Annotated in this window: 19 protein-coding genes; 4 read left to right on the forward strand and 15 right to left on the reverse strand. The window is 71.3% G+C overall.

Annotation, left to right across the window (positions count from 1 at the left end):
- Positions 1-63: 63 nt before the first annotated feature.
- Genes IE226_RS05425 through IE226_RS05440 form a run of 4 tightly spaced genes read right to left on the reverse strand, consistent with a single transcriptional unit; the run spans position 64 to position 4,883 of the window.
- Positions 64-1,215 (reverse strand): XdhC family protein, encoded by a 1,152-nt coding sequence (locus IE226_RS05425; RefSeq protein ID WP_190079840.1) that lies wholly within the window; start codon positions 1,213-1,215, stop codon positions 64-66.
- Entirely contained in the window at positions 1,208-3,343 is a 2,136-nt protein-coding gene (locus IE226_RS05430; RefSeq protein WP_190079841.1) for a xanthine dehydrogenase family protein molybdopterin-binding subunit, read from the reverse strand. Before IE226_RS05430 ends, IE226_RS05425 begins: the two co-directional genes overlap by 8 nt.
- Positions 3,340-4,332, reverse strand: coding sequence for an FAD binding domain-containing protein (locus IE226_RS05435; protein ID WP_190079842.1), 993 nt, complete (start codon positions 4,330-4,332; stop codon positions 3,340-3,342). Before IE226_RS05435 ends, IE226_RS05430 begins: the two co-directional genes overlap by 4 nt.
- A complete protein-coding gene (locus tag IE226_RS05440; protein ID WP_190079843.1) occupies positions 4,329-4,883 on the reverse strand; it encodes a (2Fe-2S)-binding protein in 555 nt (184 codons plus the stop codon). The genes IE226_RS05435 and IE226_RS05440 overlap by 4 nt, the downstream gene beginning before the upstream one ends.
- A 296-nt stretch (positions 4,884-5,179) precedes the next feature.
- Between IE226_RS05440 and IE226_RS05445 the strand changes: the two genes are divergently transcribed.
- Entirely contained in the window at positions 5,180-5,752 is a 573-nt protein-coding gene (locus IE226_RS05445) for a TetR/AcrR family transcriptional regulator (RefSeq protein WP_190079844.1), read from the forward strand.
- A gap of 119 nt (positions 5,753-5,871) precedes the next feature.
- Positions 5,872-8,151 (forward strand): FUSC family protein, encoded by a 2,280-nt coding sequence (locus tag IE226_RS05450; protein WP_373306880.1) that lies wholly within the window; start codon positions 5,872-5,874, stop codon positions 8,149-8,151.
- Between the two features lie 40 nt (positions 8,152-8,191).
- Here IE226_RS05450 and IE226_RS05455 read toward each other — a convergent pair whose 3' ends face one another.
- From IE226_RS05455 to IE226_RS05495, 9 genes are all read right to left on the reverse strand, one after another.
- Entirely contained in the window at positions 8,192-8,668 is a 477-nt protein-coding gene (locus tag IE226_RS05455) for a hypothetical protein (protein ID WP_190079845.1), read from the reverse strand.
- A 251-nt stretch (positions 8,669-8,919) separates the two neighbouring features.
- Positions 8,920-9,651 carry a winged helix-turn-helix transcriptional regulator gene (locus IE226_RS05460; RefSeq protein ID WP_190079846.1) on the reverse strand — a complete coding sequence of 244 codons (732 nt, stop codon included), beginning with the start codon at positions 9,649-9,651 and terminating at the stop codon, positions 8,920-8,922.
- A gap of 14 nt (positions 9,652-9,665) precedes the next feature.
- A complete protein-coding gene (pstB, locus tag IE226_RS05465) occupies positions 9,666-10,493 on the reverse strand; it encodes a phosphate ABC transporter ATP-binding protein PstB (RefSeq protein WP_190080087.1) in 828 nt (275 codons plus the stop codon).
- Between the two features lie 95 nt (positions 10,494-10,588).
- Positions 10,589-11,494: a phosphate ABC transporter permease PstA gene (gene pstA, locus IE226_RS05470; RefSeq protein WP_190079847.1), complete on the reverse strand. Its 906-nt coding sequence runs from the start codon at positions 11,492-11,494 to the stop codon at positions 10,589-10,591.
- Positions 11,491-12,441 carry a phosphate ABC transporter permease subunit PstC gene (pstC, locus tag IE226_RS05475; RefSeq protein WP_229870512.1) on the reverse strand — a complete coding sequence of 317 codons (951 nt, stop codon included), beginning with the start codon at positions 12,439-12,441 and terminating at the stop codon, positions 11,491-11,493. The genes pstA and pstC overlap by 4 nt, the downstream gene beginning before the upstream one ends.
- Positions 12,438-13,418 (reverse strand): PstS family phosphate ABC transporter substrate-binding protein, encoded by a 981-nt coding sequence (locus tag IE226_RS05480; protein WP_190079848.1) that lies wholly within the window; start codon positions 13,416-13,418, stop codon positions 12,438-12,440. The genes pstC and IE226_RS05480 overlap by 4 nt, the downstream gene beginning before the upstream one ends.
- 272 nt (positions 13,419-13,690) lie before the next feature.
- Positions 13,691-14,071 (reverse strand): ArsR/SmtB family transcription factor, encoded by a 381-nt coding sequence (locus tag IE226_RS05485; RefSeq protein ID WP_190079849.1) that lies wholly within the window; start codon positions 14,069-14,071, stop codon positions 13,691-13,693.
- 49 nt (positions 14,072-14,120) lie between these two features.
- Positions 14,121-14,918, reverse strand: a complete 798-nt coding sequence (locus IE226_RS05490) for a hypothetical protein (RefSeq protein WP_190079850.1) — start codon at positions 14,916-14,918, stop codon at positions 14,121-14,123.
- 226 nt (positions 14,919-15,144) lie between these two features.
- The gene (locus IE226_RS05495) at positions 15,145-16,557 is read right to left on the reverse strand and encodes a PepSY-associated TM helix domain-containing protein (RefSeq protein ID WP_190079851.1); all 1,413 of its coding nucleotides are present in this window, start codon (positions 16,555-16,557) and stop codon (positions 15,145-15,147) included.
- 320 nt (positions 16,558-16,877) lie between these two features.
- Here IE226_RS05495 and IE226_RS05500 point away from each other — a divergent pair, with 320 nt between their 5' ends.
- Together IE226_RS05500 and IE226_RS05505 are read left to right on the forward strand one after the other, a co-directional pair.
- Positions 16,878-17,288, forward strand: coding sequence for a four-helix bundle copper-binding protein (locus tag IE226_RS05500; RefSeq protein WP_190079852.1), 411 nt, complete (start codon positions 16,878-16,880; stop codon positions 17,286-17,288).
- A 71-nt stretch (positions 17,289-17,359) separates the two neighbouring features.
- Positions 17,360-17,635 (forward strand): hypothetical protein, encoded by a 276-nt coding sequence (locus IE226_RS05505; RefSeq protein WP_190079853.1) that lies wholly within the window; start codon positions 17,360-17,362, stop codon positions 17,633-17,635.
- A gap of 3 nt (positions 17,636-17,638) precedes the next feature.
- Here the strand turns inward: IE226_RS05505 and IE226_RS05510 are convergent, their stop codons facing one another.
- Positions 17,639-18,268, reverse strand: a complete 630-nt coding sequence (locus tag IE226_RS05510; RefSeq protein WP_190079854.1) for a dihydrofolate reductase family protein — start codon at positions 18,266-18,268, stop codon at positions 17,639-17,641.
- Between the two features lie 103 nt (positions 18,269-18,371).
- Positions 18,372-19,436, reverse strand: coding sequence for an NAD(P)/FAD-dependent oxidoreductase (locus tag IE226_RS05515; protein WP_229870513.1), 1,065 nt, complete (start codon positions 19,434-19,436; stop codon positions 18,372-18,374).
- Positions 19,437-19,639: the final 203 nt, after the last annotated feature.

The following is a 19,639-nucleotide window of genomic DNA, read 5'->3' on the forward strand; positions in this document are numbered from 1 at the left end:
CATGACGGCCACGGTGACAGAGCACCGTGACCGTCCCCGCGACCGACTTCGCGTCCGGCCGGATCACGCCGCGGCGTGGGAGCCGCCCGACTCCGGCGAGCCCGCCTCGTGGTGGATGGGCATCGCGGCACCGGTCAGCGGCGCCCCCGTGCCGCCCCGCCGGGTCGCGACGATCTCCGCCGCGATGGACAGGGCGGTCTCCTCGGGCGTGCGGGCCCCGAGGTCGAGCCCGATCGGGGAGTGCAGACGCGCCAGCTCCTCCCGGGTGACGCCGACCTCGCGCAGCCGCCGGTTGCGGTCCTCGTGGGTGCGGCGCGAGCCCATCGCGCCGACGAACGCGACCGGAAGGCGCAGGGCCACCTCCAGGAGCGGGATGTCGAACTTGGCGTCATGGGTGAGTACGCACAAGACCGTGCGCCCGTCGGTCGCGGTGTCCCGCAGGTAGCGGTGCGGCCAGTCGACGACGATGTCGTCGGCCCCGGGGAAGCGGGCCCGGGTGGCGAAGACCGGCCGGGCGTCGCACACGGTCACGTGGTAGCCGAGGAACTTGCCCGCGCGCACCAGGGCCGCCGCGAAGTCGATCGCACCGAACACGATCATGCGGGGCGGGGGCACGCTCGACTCCACGAACAGGGTCAGCGGCTCCCCGCAGCGCGATCCGCTCTCCGAGACGGTGAACTCGCCGGTGCGGCCCGCGTCCAGCATCGCCCTGGTCTCCCCCACCACCGTACGGTCGAGGTCCGGATGAGCGTCCAGACTCCCTTCGTACGAGCCGTCGGGGCGGACCAGGACGACCCTGCCGAGGAGTTCGGCCGGGCCGGTGGCCACGCGGGCGATCGCCGCCGTCCCGCCGCTCGCGGCGGCCGAGAGCGCCGCCGCGAAGACCTGTCGGCCCGGCGCCTCCGCGCCCAACGGCGTGACCAGGACCTCGAGCTCGCCGCCGCAGGTCAGCCCGACCGCGAAGGCGTCCTCGTCGCTGTACCCGAAGCGCTCGCGGACCACTTGGCCGTCTTGCAAGGCCTGGACGCACAGGTCGTACACCGCCCCTTCCACACAGCCGCCGGAGACCGAGCCGATGGCCGTTCCCTCGCTGTCGACGGCAAGGGCGGCGCCGGGTGCGCGCGGGGCGCTGCCGCCCACCGTCACGACGGTGGCGACGGCGAAGGCCCGGCCCTCCTCGATCCAGCGGTGCAGCGCATCGGCGATGTCAAGCATCCAGGGCTCCTCCCGCGCTCAGGACACGGTCGGGCCGGATGGGCAGGTTCCGGTGGCGTACGCCGGTCGCGTGCCAGACCGCGTTGGCGATCGCGGCGGCGGCGCCCACGATGCCGATCTCGCCGATGCCCTTGATGCCCACCGGGTCGTCCGCGTCCGTGTCCTCCACCCAGTCGGCCTCGATGACGGGCACGTCGGCGTTGGCGGCGAAGTGGTAGCCCGCGAAGTCGGCGCCGACGTGGCCGCCCGTCGCCTGGTCCCGGTGGGCCTCCTCGTGCAGGGCCATGGACAGGCCCCAGGTCATCCCGCCGACGAACTGGCTGCGCGCGGTCAGCGGGTTGACGATCTTACCCGCGGCGAAGATGCCGAGCATGCGCCGCACCCGTACCTCGCCGGTGGCGACGTCGACGCCGACCTCGGCGAACTGCGCCCCGAAGGAGTGACGTTCCTTCTGCGCCAGGGCCCCGACGGCCGCACTGGTGTCGGAGCGCACGGTGATGCCCTGCGGCGGAATGTCGCCGCCCAGGGCCAGTTGCTCCCGCAGCTCGGTCACCGCGACCCGGACCGCCCAGCCCCAGGAACGGGTGCCCATCGAACCGCCGGAGATCGCCGCCGGGCCGAAGTCGCTGTCGCCGATGCGCACATGGACGCGCTCACGGGGCACCTCGAGGGCTTCCGCGGCGATCAGGGTCAGCGCGGTCCGTGCTCCCGTACCGACGTCCGCGGCGTTGACCCGCACCGTGAAGGTGCCGTCGGCCTCCGCCGTGACGGCCGCCGTGGACGGCGCGACGATCACCGGGAAGGTGGCGGACGCCGTGCCCGTGCCGAGCAGCCAGCGCCCTTCGCGCCGCACGCCCGGACGCGGGTCCCGGTCGGCCCAGCCGAACCGGCGGGCGCCCTCCCGGTAGGCGGCGAGGAGGTTGCGGCTGGCGAACGGCAGCCCGGAGACGGGGCCCACGTCCGGTTCGTTGCGGGCGCGCAGCGCGATCGGGTCCATGCCGCACTTCTCGGCGAGTTCGTCGAGCGCGGACTCCAGGGCGAACGAGCCCGGCGCCTCGCCGGGCGCGCGCATGAAGGTCGGCGTCGGTACGTCGAGGCGCACCACGCGGTTGACGCTGCGGTGGGCGTCGGAGGCGTACATCGGACGCCCGAACCCGGCACTCGTCTCGACGAACTCGTGGACCGTCGAGGTGAGGCTGTGGGCTTGGTGGTCGACCGCGCGCAGCCGCCCGTCGGCGTCGGCGCCGAGCCGCACGCGCTGGGCGGTGGGACTGCGGTAGCCGGTGAGCGAGAACAGCTGGCGCCGGGTGATGACGACCCTGACGGGGCGGTCGAGCTGGGTCGCCGCCATCACGGCGAGGATCTGGTGCACCCGTACGCCCTTGGAGCCGAAGGCGCCGCCGACGTGTTCGGAGCGCACCCGCACCGAGTCCGGGTCGAGCGAGAACAGCTTCGCCAGTTCGTCCGCGACCCAGCCGCTGCCCTGGTTGGAGTCGACGATCTCGAGGCGCCCGCTGTCCCAGCGTGCCATCGCCGCGTGCGGTTCCATCGAGCCGTGGTGCTCTTCGGGGGTGGTGTACTCGTGGTCCACGACGTGCGTGGACGCGGCGAGTTCGGCCTCCAGGTCGCCCTTCTCGATCAGCATGCCGTCGCCGTCCGGCGTGTACGTGCCGGGGTGTGCGGAGCTGAAGGCGACGTCGTGCGTCTCTTCTTCGTAGCGCACCACCAGGGCCTCGGCGGCTTCGCGTGCCTGCTCGGAGGTCTCGGCGACGACGAGGGCCACCGGCCAGCCGACGAAGGGGATCCGGTCGTGCTGGAAGACCTCGACGATCGGGTCGGGCTTGCCGAGCATGCCGACGTAGTCGCTGTCGACGCGCGGCGCGTTGCCGTGGTGCAGGACGGCCAGGACGCCGGGCATTTCGCGCACGGGGTCGGACTCGACCGAGAGGATCCGGCCGCGGGCGATCGTGGAGAGGACCAGCCAGCCGTGCGCGAGGTCCGCGTAGGGGATCTCGCCGGCGTACCGGGCCGCGCCGGTGACCTTGTCGCGCCCTTCGACGCGGGTGTACGAGGCGCCGGCGGCGTTCGCCGGCGCCGGGGACGTGGTCGTCGTGGTCCGTGCCGTCATCGGCTGGCCTCCTCGGTGAGCTCGGTCAGCAGGGCGACGACGAGGTTGCGCATCAGCGTCACCTTGTAGCCGTTGTCGGGCAGGGTCTGTGCGGCGGCCAGTTCGGCGTCCGCCGCGGCGGCGAAGGCTTCGGCGGTCGCCGGGCCGCCGGTCAGGGCCCGCTCGGCCGCCCAGGCGCGCCAGGGCCTGGAGGCCACCGCGCCGAAGGCCAGGCGCACTTCGTGTACGACGCCGTCACGGACGTCGAGCGCGGCGGCGATCGAGCCGATCGCGAAGGCGTACGACGCGCGCTCGCGCACCTTGCGGTAGCGGGAGCGGGCCGCGACCGGGGCGGGCGGCAGGGTGATGGCGGTGATCAGCGCGCCGGAGGGCAGCGCGGTCTCCAGGTGCGGGGTGCTGCCCACGGCCAGGTAGAAGTCCGCCAGGGGCAGTTCGCCGGTGCCCTCGGCCGTCTCGTAGGAGACGACGGCGTCGAAGGCGGCGAGCGCCACGCCCATGTCGGAGGGGTGGACGGCCACGCAGTGCTCGGTGGCGCCGAGGATGGCGTGGTTGTGGTGTTCGCCCGTGACGGCGGGGCAGCCGCTGCCGGGCTCGCGTTTGTTGCAGGGTTTGGACAGGTCGGCGAAGTAGCCGCAGCGGGTGCGCTGGAGCAGGTTTCCGCCGACGGTGGCCATGTTGCGCAGCTGGCCCGACGCGCCGGCCAGGACGGCTTCGGCCAACGCGGGGTAGCGGCGGCGCACTTCGGGGTCGACCGCGAGGTCGCTGTTGGTGACGGTCGCGCCGATCCGCAGGCCGCCGTCGTCCGTGACCTCTATGCGGTCGAGGGGCAACTCGCGTACGTCGACGAGCAGTCCGGGCCGCTCCACGCCGGTTTTCATCAGGTCGACGAGGTTCGTGCCGCCGCCCAGGACGCGTGCGTCGGGTGCGGCGCCGAGCAGCGCGAGGGCGCCGGGGACGTCGGAGGCCCGTTCGTAACCGAATTCCCTCATGCCGCTGCCTCCGTGTCCTCGGTGTTGCTCGCTGCCGCCTGCGCGACCGCCTGGACGATCGACACATAGGCGCCGCAGCGGCACAGGTTGCCGCTCATGCGCTCGCGGATCTCCTCGGCGCTCAGTTCGGGCACGCCCGCCTCGGGCCGCACGTCGGTGGTGGCGGCGCTGGGCCAGCCCGCCGCGTGCTCCTCGATGACCGCGATGGCCGAACAGACCTGTCCCGGTGTGCAGTAGCCGCACTGGTAGCCGTCAAGGTCGAGGAACGCCTGCTGTACGGGGTGCAGTTGCTCTCCCTGCGCCACGCCCTCGATGGTGGTGATCTCCCGTCCCTCGGAGGCGACGGCGAGTTGCAGGCAGGAGACGGCACGGCGGCCGTCGACAAGCACCGTGCAGGCGCCGCACTGCCCTTGGTCGCACCCCTTCTTGGTGCCGGTCAGATCGAGGCGCTCGCGCAGGGCGTCGAGCAGGGTGGTGCGGTGGTCGACGGGCAGCGTGTGCTTTTCGCCGTTGATGTTCAGAGTGATGGCGCTGGACGTCGATAGGGCCACGATCAGCCTTCTTTCGCTTCTGTCAGCTCGTGTCACGTGCGAGGGGGGGAAGTTTCGTGGGGCGGCCCGGCGCGGGGTCCGGGCGGGGTGGCGCTGTGCGTGAGGGGGCGTCGGCTCGGGGCACCCATGGGCGTGTGCTGCGGGGCGAGCGGTGCACGGCGATCGCGACCGACCTCCCCACCGGCCTCTTCTGCCGGTATGGTGACCCTAAGCGGACAGCTGTCCGTTAGCTTCAAAACTTAACGGACAGTTGTCCGCTTAGCAAGAGCGCCCGACGATTCCCGGGAGGAGGACGAGTGCACCCGAAGAAGGACGCGCTGCGCTCGGACGCGCAACGGAATCGCGAGCGCATCCTGGAAGTGGCCCTGGCCGAGCTGACCCGCTCGGCGGACGCCCCGCTGAGCGCGATCGCGAAGAAGGCCGGCGTCGGGCAGGGCACGTTCTACCGCAACTTCCCCAACCGCGAGGCACTCGTCCTCGAGGTCTACCGCTACGAAGTGCAGCAGGTCGCCGACACCGCCTGCCAGCTCCTGCAGACCCGCCCGCCCGACCAGGCCCTGCGCGAATGGATGGACCGCCTCGCGCAGTACGCCATGGCCAAGGCGGGCCTGGCCGACGCGATGCGCAAGGCCACCAGCACCAGGGGCACGCTGGCCGGGGTGGGGCACGGCCCGGTGACCTCGGCCGTCACGCTCCTGCTGCAGGCCAACGAAGAGGCCGGCACCATCCGCCCGGGCCTCACCCCCGACGACTTCCTGCTCGCCATCGCGGGCCTCTGGCAGATCGACCCGCACGGCGACTGGCAGACGCGCGCCGGACGCCTCCTGGACCTGGTCATGGACGGCCTGCGCGCGGGTGCGCCCCGCTGAGGCATGCCGCGGCCGACGGTGGCGCCGGTCGGCGCTCCGGGCGTATCAGGCCGTGAACCCTCGCGCCCCGGTTGCACCCGCCATGACAGAATCGCGCCTTGAACAGCGGCGATGAGGGTGTGAGCGCAGTGACACGGCGGACCAGGACCGGCACATGGGACCGTTTCTTGGCATCGGACCCCGGGCTTCTGCGACTGATGGCGGGCCTGCGGACGGTCGGCGCGATCGCACTGACGCTCGTCGCTCTGGCGCTGCTCCGCACCGACGTCACCCACATGGTCGCGGGCGCCATGACCGCGATGGTCTCCACCTTCGCCATCAAGGAGAAGGAGGTCCGCGGCCAGGCGATCACGCTGGCGCTCGGGCTGCCCGTCGCGATCGCGGCGATCTCCCTGGGCGCACTCCTCAGCGACCAGGTCATCGCGGGCGACATCTTCTTCATCGCGCTGATCTTCGGCGCCGTCTACAGCCGCCGGTTCGGCGACCGGGGCACGGCGCTCGGCCTGATCGGCTTTCAGGTCTACTTCGTCTCCCTGTTCGTGGGCGCCACGACCTCCGCCCTGCCCAGCCTGTATCTGGCCCTCGCCGTCGCCTTCGCGTGCAGCGCCGTCGTGCGCTTCGCCGTCGTACCGGAGACGCCCGGACGTGATCTGGGGCGGCTGCGCGTCGCCTTCCGGGCCCGCCTCGCGCAGCTGGTGGCCACCCAGACAGAGCTCCTGGACGCCACGCCCGAGCAGTTGGAGAAGGTGCTCGGCGAGCTGCGGCGGGGCACCGCACGGCTGCACGAGACCGCCCTGATGATCCAGGGCCGCCTGGAGGAAGGCACCCCCGACGCGGCCACCGCGGCCCTGGTGCAGCGCCGCGTGGCGGACGCGGAGATCGCGGCCGAACGCCTCGGCGTACTGCTGTTGAACGCGCGCAGTGCCGAACGCGCGGACACCCTCACCCTGCATCTGCCGCACGCGCCCGTCCCGGCGACGGGCACACGCATCCGCGCCGAGGACGACGCGACCGTCACCCTGCGCCGCGATCTGAACGCCCTGCACCTGCTGGTCGGCCGCCCGGTCGCCGACGACCGGGGCACGGCCCTCGCCCACGTGCGCAACAGGCTGCTCGGCTACCGCGACGAGGACAATCTGCCGCGGGCCTCGATGGCCGTCCAGGACGTCTTCCGCGGCATCGGTGAGGCCGCCCGCGCCGTGCTCGGTCTGCGGCTCGCGCTCGACGGTCCCCAGGACGAGTCCGACGACTCACCGGCCACGACCCGCTCCCGCGAGGAGTTCGACGCCGAGGACATCGCGATCGCCGGCGCCGAGGAAGCCGCCGAAACCGAACAGGACGACCGCACCGGGCTGCGGCGCCCCACCACCCGGGCCGCGTTCCAGGTCGCGGTGGGCTCGACCCTGGCCATCATCGGCGGCGAGTTCCTCTCCACCCAGCGCTGGTACTGGGCGGTGCTCACCTGCTGGGTGGTCTTCCTCAACACCGCCTCCACGGGCGAGATCCTGGTCAAGGGCTACCGGCGGCTCCTGGGCACGGTGCTCGGCGTGGTCGCGGGGGTGGCCCTCGCGGGTCTGGTCGGCAACCACACCTGGGTGGCGTTCGCCCTCGTCCTCCTCTTCATCTTCGCGATGTTCTTCACCGCCCCCCTGTCGTACGCGCTCATGTCCTTCTTCGTCACGGCGATGCTGGGCCTGCTCTACACGCTCCTGAACACCTACAGCCTCGAAGTCCTCTGGCTGCGCATCGAGGAGACGGCGCTCGGGGCCGCCTGCGGCATCATCGCGGCGGTCCTCGTGCTGCCGGTGCGCACCGACCACCGCACCGACGAGCTCCTGAACACAGTGCTGGCCAGGCTCGCCGACGTCATCTCCGCCTCGGTCGAGCAGCTCAGCGGCGGGCCCGCCGCCGACCTCCTGGACAAGGCGCGGGACTTGGACACCGCGCTCGACGATCTGCGCGCCTCCATCCAGCCGTTGACCCACCCCATCACCCCGCTGCGCGGCCGGCGCCGCACCGCCCGCTACCTGGTGGCGCTCCTGGAGACCTGCGCCTACCACGCCCGGTCCCTGGCGGCGACGGCCGAACTCGTGCCCTTCAGCAAGAACGTCGCGGCCGATCCCCGCCTGGAGCGGGCCGGCCTGCGCATCGCCCGCAACATCGAGGTCATCAGCGCCTACGTGGACGACGACAAGGCCACCGGCGAGGTCGAGTCGGGTGCCAGCATCGCCTCGATGCTGGAGGCCGAGGGCTCGGGCGCCCCGCGCACGGGCACCGTCACCTACCGCGTCCTGCGCCATCTGCAACGTCTCGACGAAGGTGTGGTGGGTCTTGCCCGCCCCCTCGACGTGCCGGTCGCGGGCCGGGGCCGGGCGGCGAGCAGGGCTCCGCAGATCTGAACCACGGGCCGCCGGGGCAGACCCCTTACGGTCCGTGCCGTCACCGCGCGACGGCGTTTTTGGGGGCCTGCGTCGTCGCGAGCCGCAGGTGCCCGGCGCGCCGCGCGGTGCGGTGGCCGGAGAGCGCGGGGTGGGTCAGGGCCAGGAACCAGGCGTCCAGCGGGGCGTACAGCCCGCAGGCCGCGGCGGCGCGACGGCATGCGCGCAGACCTTCGACGCCGACGATCCACCGGGGCCTGGCCACCACGGTGACGGAGCGCACCCAGCGGTGGGCCTCGGTCAGGTCGTCGGTCTGCATGGCCACCAGCCTGCGCGGCGAGATGACGGTCGACAGGGCGCGGGCGATGTCGCTGTCGTCGGGCAGCAGAGCCACCAGCTCCCCGTCGAAATGGATCAGGTCGACCAGTTCGATGAACGGGCGGCCGCGGTGGACGGCGGACAGATGTGCGGCCGGGGTACTGGCAAGGAGCTCCCGGCACTCTTGTTCCGTCAGCGCACTGCGTTCGTGTCCATCCATGTCCCGGCTCCCCCGGCGGGGTGCCCGCTCGGCGGGCAGGCTTTGACATCACAGGTGTGATCCATCGCCGGGGTCTTGGGCGGTCCCCCGATAGAAGGGCGTCAATTCCCCGCTAAAAAGGGTCCTTTGACTTTCGTACGACTGGGACGCGGACGCAATACGCCGTGTGGCGGCTCTGCACGGAGGCCGAATGTCGCCCCCCGGAGGCCGGGAAGCGGACGGCGTCTTTCGGACGACCGGCACTTGCGTCGTCAGCGGGCGTGGTCGCGTACGGGGCACTCCAGGCGGTATCCCAGGCCCCGTACCGTATCGATGGTGCAGCAGCTGCCGGGCCCCGTAGCGAGCTTCTCGCGCAGTCGCTTGATGTGGACGGTGAGGGTGTTGGTGTCGGCGAGTTCGCCGCCCCACAGGTCGCGCAGGATCTGCTGGCGGCGCACGACCTGGCGGGCGTGCCGCATCAGATAGCTCAACAACTGGAACTCCCGCAGGGGCAGGTGCAGTTGCCGGCCGTGTACGTGCACGTGCATGCCGGCCTCGTCGAGTTCGATGTCGCCCACCACGAGCCGCTCGCCCGGCCCTTCGGCCGGCACGGGCACCCGCCACAGCAGCGGCAGGATCTCGGCGAGGCGGTAGGGGCGTGCGACGGCGGCGACCGCTCCGGCGTCCAGGGCGGCCACCGCCTCCTCGGCGACATGTCCGCCGACTCCGACGACGACCGTCGACGGGCAGAAGCGGCTGAGGAGCTCGGTGACCGCCGCCGCGTCGACGACGGGCAGCGGGGCACCGAGCAGCACCATGGACGGCCGCTCCAGGCCCGCCCGCAGCAGGGCTTCGGCGCCGTCGCGGCATTCGGTGACCTTGATTCCCTCGGCGGCGAGTCCGGCGATCACCTCGATGGCGACGGCCTCGTCCGCCTCGGCGAGCAGCAGCGCGGGTGCGGCGGGCCGACGGCTCGGCGGCCGTCGCACTCCGGACTGCGGCATCGGGCCACCCCCCCCTATCCGAAGCGGCCGGTGATGTAGCCCTCGGTGCGCGGATCGGCCGGGTTCTCGAAGATCTTCTCGGTGGTGTCGTACTCGACGAGACGCCCGTGACGTACGCCCTCGCTGTCCACGTCCGCGGTGAAGAAGGCGGTGTAGTCGGAGATCCTTGCCGCCTGCTGCATGTTGTGCGTGACGATGACGATGGTGAACTCCGACGCCAGCTTCGCCATCAGGTCCTCGATGCGCGCGGTGGCGATCGGGTCGAGCGCGGAGCAGGGTTCGTCCATCAGGATCACCTCGGGCCGTACGGCGATCGCCCGCGCGATGCACAGCCGCTGCTGCTGTCCGCCGGAGAGCGCGAGGGCGTTGGCCTTGAGCTTGCCCTTGACCTCGTCCCAGAGGGCGGCGCCGGTCAGTGCCTCCTCCACGAGGTCGTCGAGGTTGCCCTTCATGCCGTTGACGCGCGGCCCGTACGCGATGTTGTCGTAGATCGATTTGGGGAACGGGTTGGGTTTCTGGAACACCATGCCGATGCGGCGGCGGACCTCGATGGGGTCGACCTCGGTGTCGTAGAGGTTCTCGCCGTAGTAGACGACCTTGCCGGTCACCCGGGCGCCGGGGATGAGGTCGTTCATGCGGTTCAGGCAGCGGATGACGGTCGACTTGCCGCAGCCGGAGGGGCCGATCATCGCGGTGATCTGGCGGCGGCCGATCGTCAGCGTCACGTCGCGGACCGCTTGGTGGTCGGCGTACCAGACATCCAGGTCGGAGATGTGGAAGACCGGATCGTCCAGGGAGGGCACGGGCCTGCCGCGGCGGCGGTCGCCGATCGCCAGGGCCATGGAGCGCCCACGGGACGCGTCCTGTGCGGCGAGGTCGGGCACCGGATCTTGCCGGTGCGTGGCGGGGTCGGGGGCGGATTCATGGTTCATCAGGGTCACCAGCGCTTGCTGAAGCGGTTGCGCAGCCAGATCGCGGCCGCGTTCATGACGAGGAGAATGGCGAGCAGGATGACGATCGCGGCGGCGGCCAGGTGGTGGAACTCCTCGCGGGACTGGCTGATCCAGCCGAAGATCTGGATGGGCAGGACGGTGTAGGCGCTCTCCAGGCCCTCCGGATTGAAGGCCACGTACGTCACGGCACCGAGCAGCAGCAGCGGCGCGGCCTCTCCGATGGCACGGGACAGGGCGAGAATGGAGCCCGTCGCGATGCCGGGTATCGCCGCGGGCAGCACTTGGCGGCGGATGGTCTGCCACTGGGTCGCGCCCAGGGCCAGGGAAGCCTGCCGGATCGACTGGGGTACGGCCCGGATCGCCTCCCGGGAGGCGATGATGACGACCGGAAGGACGAGCAGGGACAGCGTGAGTGCGGCCGTCAGCACCGTGGTGCCGAGGGCCAGTTGCCGGGCGAGCAGGCCCAGGCCGAGGATGCCGTAGATGATCGAGGGCACGGCGGCCAGGTTCTGGATGTTCAGCTCGATCAGCCGGTTGTACCAGCGGTTCGGATCGGCGTACTCCTCCAGATAGATGGCGGCCATGACACCGGTCGGCAGGCAGAACAGCGCGGTGAAGGCGACCACCCAGATGGTGCCGAAGATCGCGGACTGGGCGCCCGCGCGCTCGGGGCGGCGGATGGAGGGGAAGTTGTTCCACAGCCGGGAGTCCAGGCGCGGCCACGCCTCGACAAGCACGTAGGTGAGCAGCACGCCCAGGAAGATGATTCCCACGGCCAGGCAGCACAGGAGCAGGGCGCGGAAGGCGGCCTCGCCGGGCCTGAAGCGGGGTCCCCCCAGCTTGCGGGGCTCGGCGTGCGCCGGTGGCTCGGTGACGCGGATGTCGGTCATTCGTACACCTCCCGGTACTTGCGCACCAGGCGGATGCTGATCATGTTCATCACGAAGGTGATGACGAACAGCAGAGCGCCGACGGCGAAGATGGTCTTGTACTCGAAGGACCGGACCGGGATGTCCCCGGAGCCGGCCTGGGCGATGAACCCGGTCATGGTCTGCATCGCGTCCAGCGGGTTGAAGCTGAGCGTGGCCCGGTTCCCGGAGGCGATCGCGACGATCATCGTCTCGCCGATCGCGCGGGAGACGCCCAGGACGCAGGCGGCGACGATGCCCGACAGGGCCGCGGGCACCACGACGCGTACGGACACGACGCGCTTGCCCGAGCCGAGCGCGTAGGCGCCGTCGCGCAGGGCGTCGGGCACGGCGGCCATGGCGTCCTCCGAGAGCGAGGCGATGGTCGGGATGATCATGACTCCCATGACGAGCCCGGCGGACAGGGCGTTGTTGAAGTCGGGCCCTTCGCCGAACGGCCAGTGCTCCTGAAGCAGCGGGGTGACGAAGCTGAGGGCGAAGAAGCCGTAGACGACGGTCGGCACGCCCGCCAGTACCTCGAGGGCGGGCTTGAGCACCTTGCGCACCCGGGTACTGGCGTACTCGCTGAGGTAGATCGCCGCGCCGAGGCCGACCGGAATCGCGACCAGGAGGGCGATCACGGTGATCAGGAGGGTGGCACCGAGCAGCGGCAGGACTCCGTACTCGGGCTTGGTGAAGAGCGCGGTCCACTCGGTGCCGCCGATGAACTCGCCGACGTCCACCCGCCCGAAGAACTCGGCGGTGGGCGGGATCAGCGAGATCACGATCCCGGCGGTCGTGGCGACGGACACCAGGGCGGCGAGCAACAGCAGCGCCTGGATGACCCGTTCGCCGTAGCGCGGTCGGGCCCTGTGCAGGGATCGCCGCGCGGCAGGGTCCGGGGCGGCCGTTCGGGGCGGTGGGCTCACTTCGCCGACGCCTTCAGCTTGTCGAGGTCGCTCTTCAGTTGTTCCTCCTGCTTCTGGTTGAGCGGGATGAACTTGGCGTCCTCGGCGATGGATTCGTTGTTCTCGACGTAGTACTCGACGAAGGCCAGCACCTCTGCCCTGTCCAGGGACTTGGCGTTGGGATAGATGAACAGCGGCCTGGACAACGGGGCGTACTCGCCGTTCTGCGCGGTCTCGACGCCGGGTGCCACACATCCCTTGCCGCCGTCGATCTTCAGGGCCTTGAGTTTGCCGGCGTTCTCCTCGAAATAGGAGAACCCGAAGTAGCCGAGCCCGCCCTCGGAGCCCGCGACGCCCTGCACGGTGACGTTGTCGTCCTCGGTCGGCGAGTAGTCGGTGCGCGACGCGCCTTCCTCGCCGTTGACCGCCTCGGTGAAGTAGTCGAAGGTGCCGGAGTCGGTGCCCGCGCCGAACAGCTTCAACGGCTGGTCGGGGAATTCCGGGTCGATCTGGTTCCAGTTGTTCACCTTGGACTTGGGTTCCCACACCTTCTTCAACTGCTCGACGGTCAGACAGTCGACCCAGTCGGCGTCCTTGTTCACGACCACCGTCAGGGCGTCATTGGCGACCTGGAACTCGTCGTAGGTGATGCCCTTCTTCTCGCAGGCCGCCTTCTCCTCGTCCTTGATGGGACGGGAGGCGTCGGAGATGTCGGTCTCTTCGTTGCAGAACTTCTCGAATCCGCCGCCGGTGCCCGATGTGCCCACCGTGACACGGACCTTGGGCTGCTCCTCGGCGAAGATCTCGGCGGCGGCCGTTGTCAGCGGGGCGACGGTGCTGGAGCCGTCTACCTTGACCGTGCCCGAGAGGTTCTTGCCGTCACCGGACCCGGAATCCCCGCCCGCGTCACCACCGCCGCAGGCACTCAAGGCGAGGGCCGCCGCACAGGCCAGCGCTGCTCCCCCGACGAACCTTCTCGAACCGCTGGTCCCGTTCATGTCTCACGATCCCTGGGGTCAGGCCGGTGAGTTCAGCCGGCCTCCGAGGAGATCCGCGTGGAGCGGAGCTCCCTTCAGACACCTTGGATCGAACTTTGGCTATATGAACCGCGGGTGTACGGGGGGTGTCGCGCCCCCAAAGCATAGCTGAGCGTCTATATAGACGATCATCGTTATGTGAATGCAGGCCCCCTGCATCGAACTCCGGTGACACGCGGGGCAGTTGCCGACAGCCGGGACCCGGCACCAAGCGGAACCTGACATGACGTCAGTCAGCCCTCAGCACGGGCGGGCGCGCGCAAGATTTCCCGCACCACCCGCAAGCCCTCCGGATCCGCGGAATACCAGACCCACGTCCCGCGCCGCTCGCGGGCGAGCAGACCGGCCTCGTTCATGGTCTTCAGGTGATGACTGACCGTCGGCTGCCGCAGCCCGAGCCGCTCGGTCAGCTCACCCACGCACGCCTCGCCGCAGGGAGCCGTCTGGATCAGATGCAGCAGTTGCAGGCGGGTGGGATCCGCGATCGCCTTGAGCACGCGCGCGACGCGTTCCGCGTGGTCACGCTCCATCAGCGGCTCACCGAGGACGGCCGGGACGCGGCCCGCTCGCTCCCGCTCACCCGCCGGTTCGGGATCTTCTACAGAGACGGCCATCCGCACAGACTATGTACAGCGTCCGGGCCACCCCGCGTTACCCCGGAATTCACCGGTACACCTCCGCGGGACGCGAGCGGCCGACATCGCGGACGATCTCCAGGCCGAGGACGCGGTCGAAGTAGGCGAACGTCTCGAACTTGGCGCCGCCCGGTACGCCGGCGGCCTTCTCCAGGTCGTCGAGGAGCCGCAGCACGGCCGGGGTGTCCAGACCGTTCTCCAGGGCGGCCGTGGCCTCTCGCACGAACTCGGCGGGCATCGCCCTGGACGGCTCGTCCGCCCAGGCAGCCACTTTCGCGCGCCAGTCGGCCAGCTTCTCGCCTCCGGCGCCGAGGGCTTTCCCGCTGACGTCGACGGGTGCGTGGTGCGCGTGCCCCAGCAGGAGCAGCCGCAGGGCGAGCGGATCCGGGGCGGCGCCCTGACCCGTGCCCTGATCCATCCCCTGGCCCGTGTCCTGGTCCGTGTCCCGGCTGCTCGTGTCCCGGTGCGCGCCTCCCCCTGTGACGGCTTCGCCGATCTGCAGGGACATGCCGCCCTTGCCTTCGTACGTCCGGCTGGTGAGGTGCACGCCCGGCGGGCCACCGAGGGCTTCGGTGAGCTCGTCCGGGGTGCCGTGGGCGTCGGCCGGACGGATACCGGCGGCATCGGCTGCGGCCGATGCCGGGCACGTCCAGCCGACGAGCACGGTCCGGCCGCGCAGTTCCATGACGCGGGCCAGGACGTCCGCGACGAGAAGCACGCGCAGACCCGTCAGGTCGTCCGGGTCGTCCGGATCGTCGGCCGACGACGCGTGGGCGCACATCCGCAGCGGTCCGAACCCGGCCAGATCATCGACGATGCTCAGCACACCTCAGAGACTAGGCGCCCCGCCCCGGCCATGGCACCCGGCGGCAGCGGCCGGAAGGGCGACGCGTCCCGCCCGGTCCGGCTGCCGCCCCTCGCGTGTGCTTACGCCGGCCCGACCCCGGCGGCGGTCCCATGCGGTGCACCGCACGGCGGTTCGCCGCTCTCCGCACAACCCCGGCATGGGCGAGGCGGACGCCACGACGCTGACGGCCACGCCTGAGCAGCCCTCAGGCGTAACTGCGTTTGCCGCGCCGGTAGGCGATCTCCCCCAGTGCGATGTCCACGGCGAGGAAGGCCGCGAGCGGGATGCCGAGCAGCGGCACGTAGTAGCCGAGCACGGCGATCGCCGCCATCAGCGGCACGAGCACGTACGCCGGTACGTTCTGCCACGCCCCGCGCGGCATCGGACGACCGAACGAACCGCCGCGCCCGCGCTGCCACCACATGCGGTACCCCCACACGATCATCAGGATCAGACCGAGGGCGAGTGCGGCGAGGACGATCTGGTTGCCGATCCCGAACAGCGTTCCGGTGTGCGCGTCGATGCCCCAGCGGGTCAGCTTGGCGAGCACGGGGTAGTCGGCGAACCTCAGCACTTCGGTCACCTCGCCGGTGGCCGGGTCGACGGCCACGGAGTCCTGCTTCTCGGGCCAGCTGCGCTGCACCTGCCGCACGACGTACGCGGACGACGCGTCGGCGGGCGGCACGATCTCCACCGGATCGGAGAGCCCCTCGGCACGGGCCGACTTCAGGACTGCGTCGAGCCCGGCGTCGTCGCCTCCGGTGGAGCCGCCCGAGCCCCCTCCGCCGTGCCCCGCGTGCTCTCCGCCGCCGGCGGCGGTCGCCGCCAGCTCGGGCGTCGTCTGCCCGATGGCCTGGCGCAGGTCACCGACGCTCGCTCCGGCGTACGTCGACCAGGTCAGACCCGTAGCCGACAGCAGGATCAGCCCGACGGCCGCCCAGGCACCCACCGAGCCGTGCAGTGAGAGCGTGCGCCGACGGCCGGTGGCCCCGCGCAGCTTTCGCCGGGAACGGCGGCGGCCGAACCACAGCACCAGGCCGCCGCCCGCGATCACCCACAGCCAGCTGGCGGCGAGTTCGCTGTAGAGCCGGCCGGTCTCCCCCAGGTGCAGATCCCGGTGGAGCTCGTCGATCCAGGTGCGCAGCGGCAGCGCGCCGGTGGAACCGTACTGTTCCAGGGCGCCGCGCACTTCGCCGTTGTACGGGTTCACGAACACCGCGAGGGTGCGGTCGGCGTCCACGCCCGGCATCCCGGAAAGGAGCACGCGGGTCGTCGCGCCGTCCTCCGGGGAGGGCCGCACCGCGCTGATCGTGCCTCCGGGGTGTGCCTTGCGGGCCGCTGCCACCTGCCGCGAGATCGGCAGCTCTGTCTTGTTCTCGCCGACGGGGACGCGCAGTTCGTGGGAGTACACGATCTTCTCGGCCTGGTACGAGCAGGCGTACAGGAGCCCCGTGGTGGCGGCGACGAGTATGAAGGGTGCGATGAGCACCCCGGCGTAGAAATGCAGGCGCAGCACGAGCGGACGCAGCGACGCCCATCCGGACCGTCCTGCGGAGGGCGGGGCACCCCGGGTCTCCTGCCCCTCGTCCGGGGCCAGAAGTGTGGGTTCGGCGGACATGAGCTGCTCTCCTGGATGAAGGGTGGCGCGAATGCGCCGTTGGGGACGGAGCAGGAGTCGGCCGAAGGGGCGCGAAAGTTCCCGGCGGATCACGGGAATTGCGTGACGCGCGCCACATCGGCGGGCGCGGGAGGCCGGCTCCTCGGGCAGCCCCCGCCGTAGGGCGGGACCGCCGCTGCGACGCAGGACCGTGCCCGCCGCGATTGGCGTACCCGCGCCCTTCACCGGCGGCAGGGGCGGGACTAGCGTCGGAAGACCGGGACACCTCAGGGCCGGGAGACACCGGGACCGGGGCCCCACAAGACTCCGTTGGAGACGTGATGCTCCAGACACGCGAGTTGTTCGACAGCCTTGCCTCTCGTACCGATCATGTCGACAACCAGACCCTCGCCACCGCCGCCGACGCCCTGTCCGCATGCGAGCAGGCCGTCACCGCCTGCGCGGTCGGCATGCTCGCCGGGAAGGAGGCCGATGAACTGCGGGACGCCGTCAACCGCGACCTGAACTGTTCCGACGTGGCCTGCGCCACCCGGCGGGTCCTGATACGCGGCACGGGCGCCGATCACGGGCTGCTGGCCGCGCAGTTGCAGGCCTGCGTGATGGCCTGCGACGACAGCCACGAGCTGTGTGCCCGGCACGCGCCGCGACACGAGCACTGCCGTCTCTGCTCCGAGGCCACCGAACGCGCGGCCGCCGCCTGCCGCGAGGTCATACGGCGCCTGCGGGCCTGAGGGCACGCCCGAAGGTCCTCCGCTCACCCACACGGTTCGCACCGCGTACGCCGATCCGGCAAACTGCCCCGATGGACTATGAGTTCTGGAACGACATCCACCGACGCGGCGGCATCCCCGCGGTCAAGAGCGCCCTGTCGGAGCTGGCGGAAAGCGGTTCGGCTCAGGACGTGGACGCCGCGATGGACCTGGCCTGCCAGGTCATCGCCGACGACACCGCCCGCCTCCAGGCGCGGGCCGACCAGGCCGAGGCCAGGCTGCGGATGCTGACCGACGAGGCCCGCGAGGTCGGGCGGCAGGTCGATGCGCACGCCGCCGAGGGGCCCGCCCGGCCGCCACGTGAGTGACCCTCAGCGTCGGACCAGGCGGGCGTGAGCGGCCGTCGCGGAACCGATCAGTTCGGACACCCGGTAGCCGTCGACGCCCTCGGCCACGTTGTCGAGCAGTCGCTCGCCGCTGCCGACCAGCAGCGGGACGACGACCAGGTGCAGCTCGTCGATCAGCCTCGCGCGCAGGTACTGCTGGATGGTGGCCGCGCCTCCTGCGATGCGTACGTCCCGGCCGTCCGCCGCCTCGAAGGCCCGCGCGAGGACGGTCTCGACGGGCTCGTCGGTGAAGTGGAAGGTCGTCCCGCCGTCCATCGGGATGGCGGGCCGCAGGTGGTGGGTCTGAACGAACACGTCGTGGTGGTAGGGCGGGTTCTCTCCCCAATAGCCCCGCCACGACTCGTCCTGCCACGGCCCGCGCTGCGGCCCGAACATGTTGCGGCCCATGATGGTGGCGCCGATGTTCTCCTCGCTGCGCTCGATCTGCTCGACGTCGATCCCCGTCTTGCCTGCGGCGCGCTCGCGCATCGCTGCGACCATCCAGTCGTGCAGCCCCTCGATGTTGTCCCCGAAGGGCTCCTCCAGACGCTGGTGGGGTCCGGCCGCGAAACCGTCCAGCGAGACGGTGACGTTGTGCACGCGTACCTTCGGCATGATCTCTCCTCCTCGGTGTCCGCTCTGCATCATTGCGTCGAACGAACCACGACCGCATCGACACGCGCGCGGCACAACTCCCGCGGTGCGGCGCTTCGGCGTACTACAGGAGGGACTCGATGCCGTGTCGCCGCTCTCCCATGACCTGCCTGCAGTTGGCTGCCTCGGCAGCCGGCCCGAAGACGTCCGGGGTGCGCCGCGCCGCCACCGCCGCCGCGGTGTCGGCGGCCACGAGGTCGGCGTTGATCGCTGCCGCTGCCGTCATGCCCGAGGCCGCGGCGACCATGACTCCGGCCATGAGGTCGGTGACGTTGCCCGCGACCCAGACGCCTTCGGTCCCCGTGAACCCGCTCGCGTCCGACGCCACGTAACTGCCCACGCCCATCGGATGGTCCACGCGCGCGAGGCCGAGCGCGGCCGGCACGGTGCCGCGCGCCTCGAAGCGCGGCGCCACGGCCAGTGCCCGTACCGGAATGCGCGTGCCCGAGGCCAGCCGAACGCCGCAGAGCCTGTCCTCCCGCACATCGAGCCCGGTCACCTCGCCGTCGACCACCGCGATGCCACGAGCGGCGAGTTGCTCCCACTGTTCCTCGGTCAGCTCACCCGCGGTGTGCAGAAAGACCGTCACCCGCGACGACCACTGCCGGAAAAGCAGCGCCTGGTGTACGGCCGCCGGGCCGGTGGCGAGAATGCCGATCGGCTCGTCGCGCACTTCCCAGCCGTGGCAGTACGGGCAGTGCAGGACGTCGCGGCCCCACCGCTCGCGTACGCCGGGAACATCGGGCAGTTCGTCGACGAGCCCGGTCGTGACGAGCAGGCGCCGCGCGACGTGGCTGCGGCCGGCCGCGGTGTCCACGACGAAGCGCCCGTCGGCTCGGCGCACTCCTGTGACCCGGTCCGACACGATCCGCCCGCCGTAGCCGGCGATCTCCTCCCTGCCGATGCGCAGCAGCTCGCCCGGCGCGAGTCCCTCGCGGGAGAGGAACCCGTGCACCCCGTCGGCGGGAGCGTTGCGCGGCTCCCCGGAGTCGACCACAAGGACGGAACGCCTGGCCCTGGCCAGGGTCAGCGCCCCCGAGAGCCCGGCGGCGCCACCCCCGACCACCAGGACGTCCACGGTCGTGTCGGCAGCGTCGTCGCGCTCGGTCATTCCAGTCATGTCAGTCATGCGGCCACCGTGCGCCCGCCGCCCTGACAGCGGCAATCTTTCTTGCCGGTCCAGCAACTTCCGAATTCACCGGTCGGCCAATGCCTCGTCCTCAAGGGGGCGTGTCATCACGTCGCACCGCGCGGCGGTGATCACCTGTAGCGGGCCGAGTACATTGACGACGGCCGCTGCGCATGCTCCCGAGGCGCCATCCGAATGTGAGG

It is taken from the genome of Streptomyces longisporoflavus (genome assembly GCF_014649775.1).
Taxonomy (GTDB): domain Bacteria; phylum Actinomycetota; class Actinomycetes; order Streptomycetales; family Streptomycetaceae; genus Streptomyces; species Streptomyces longisporoflavus.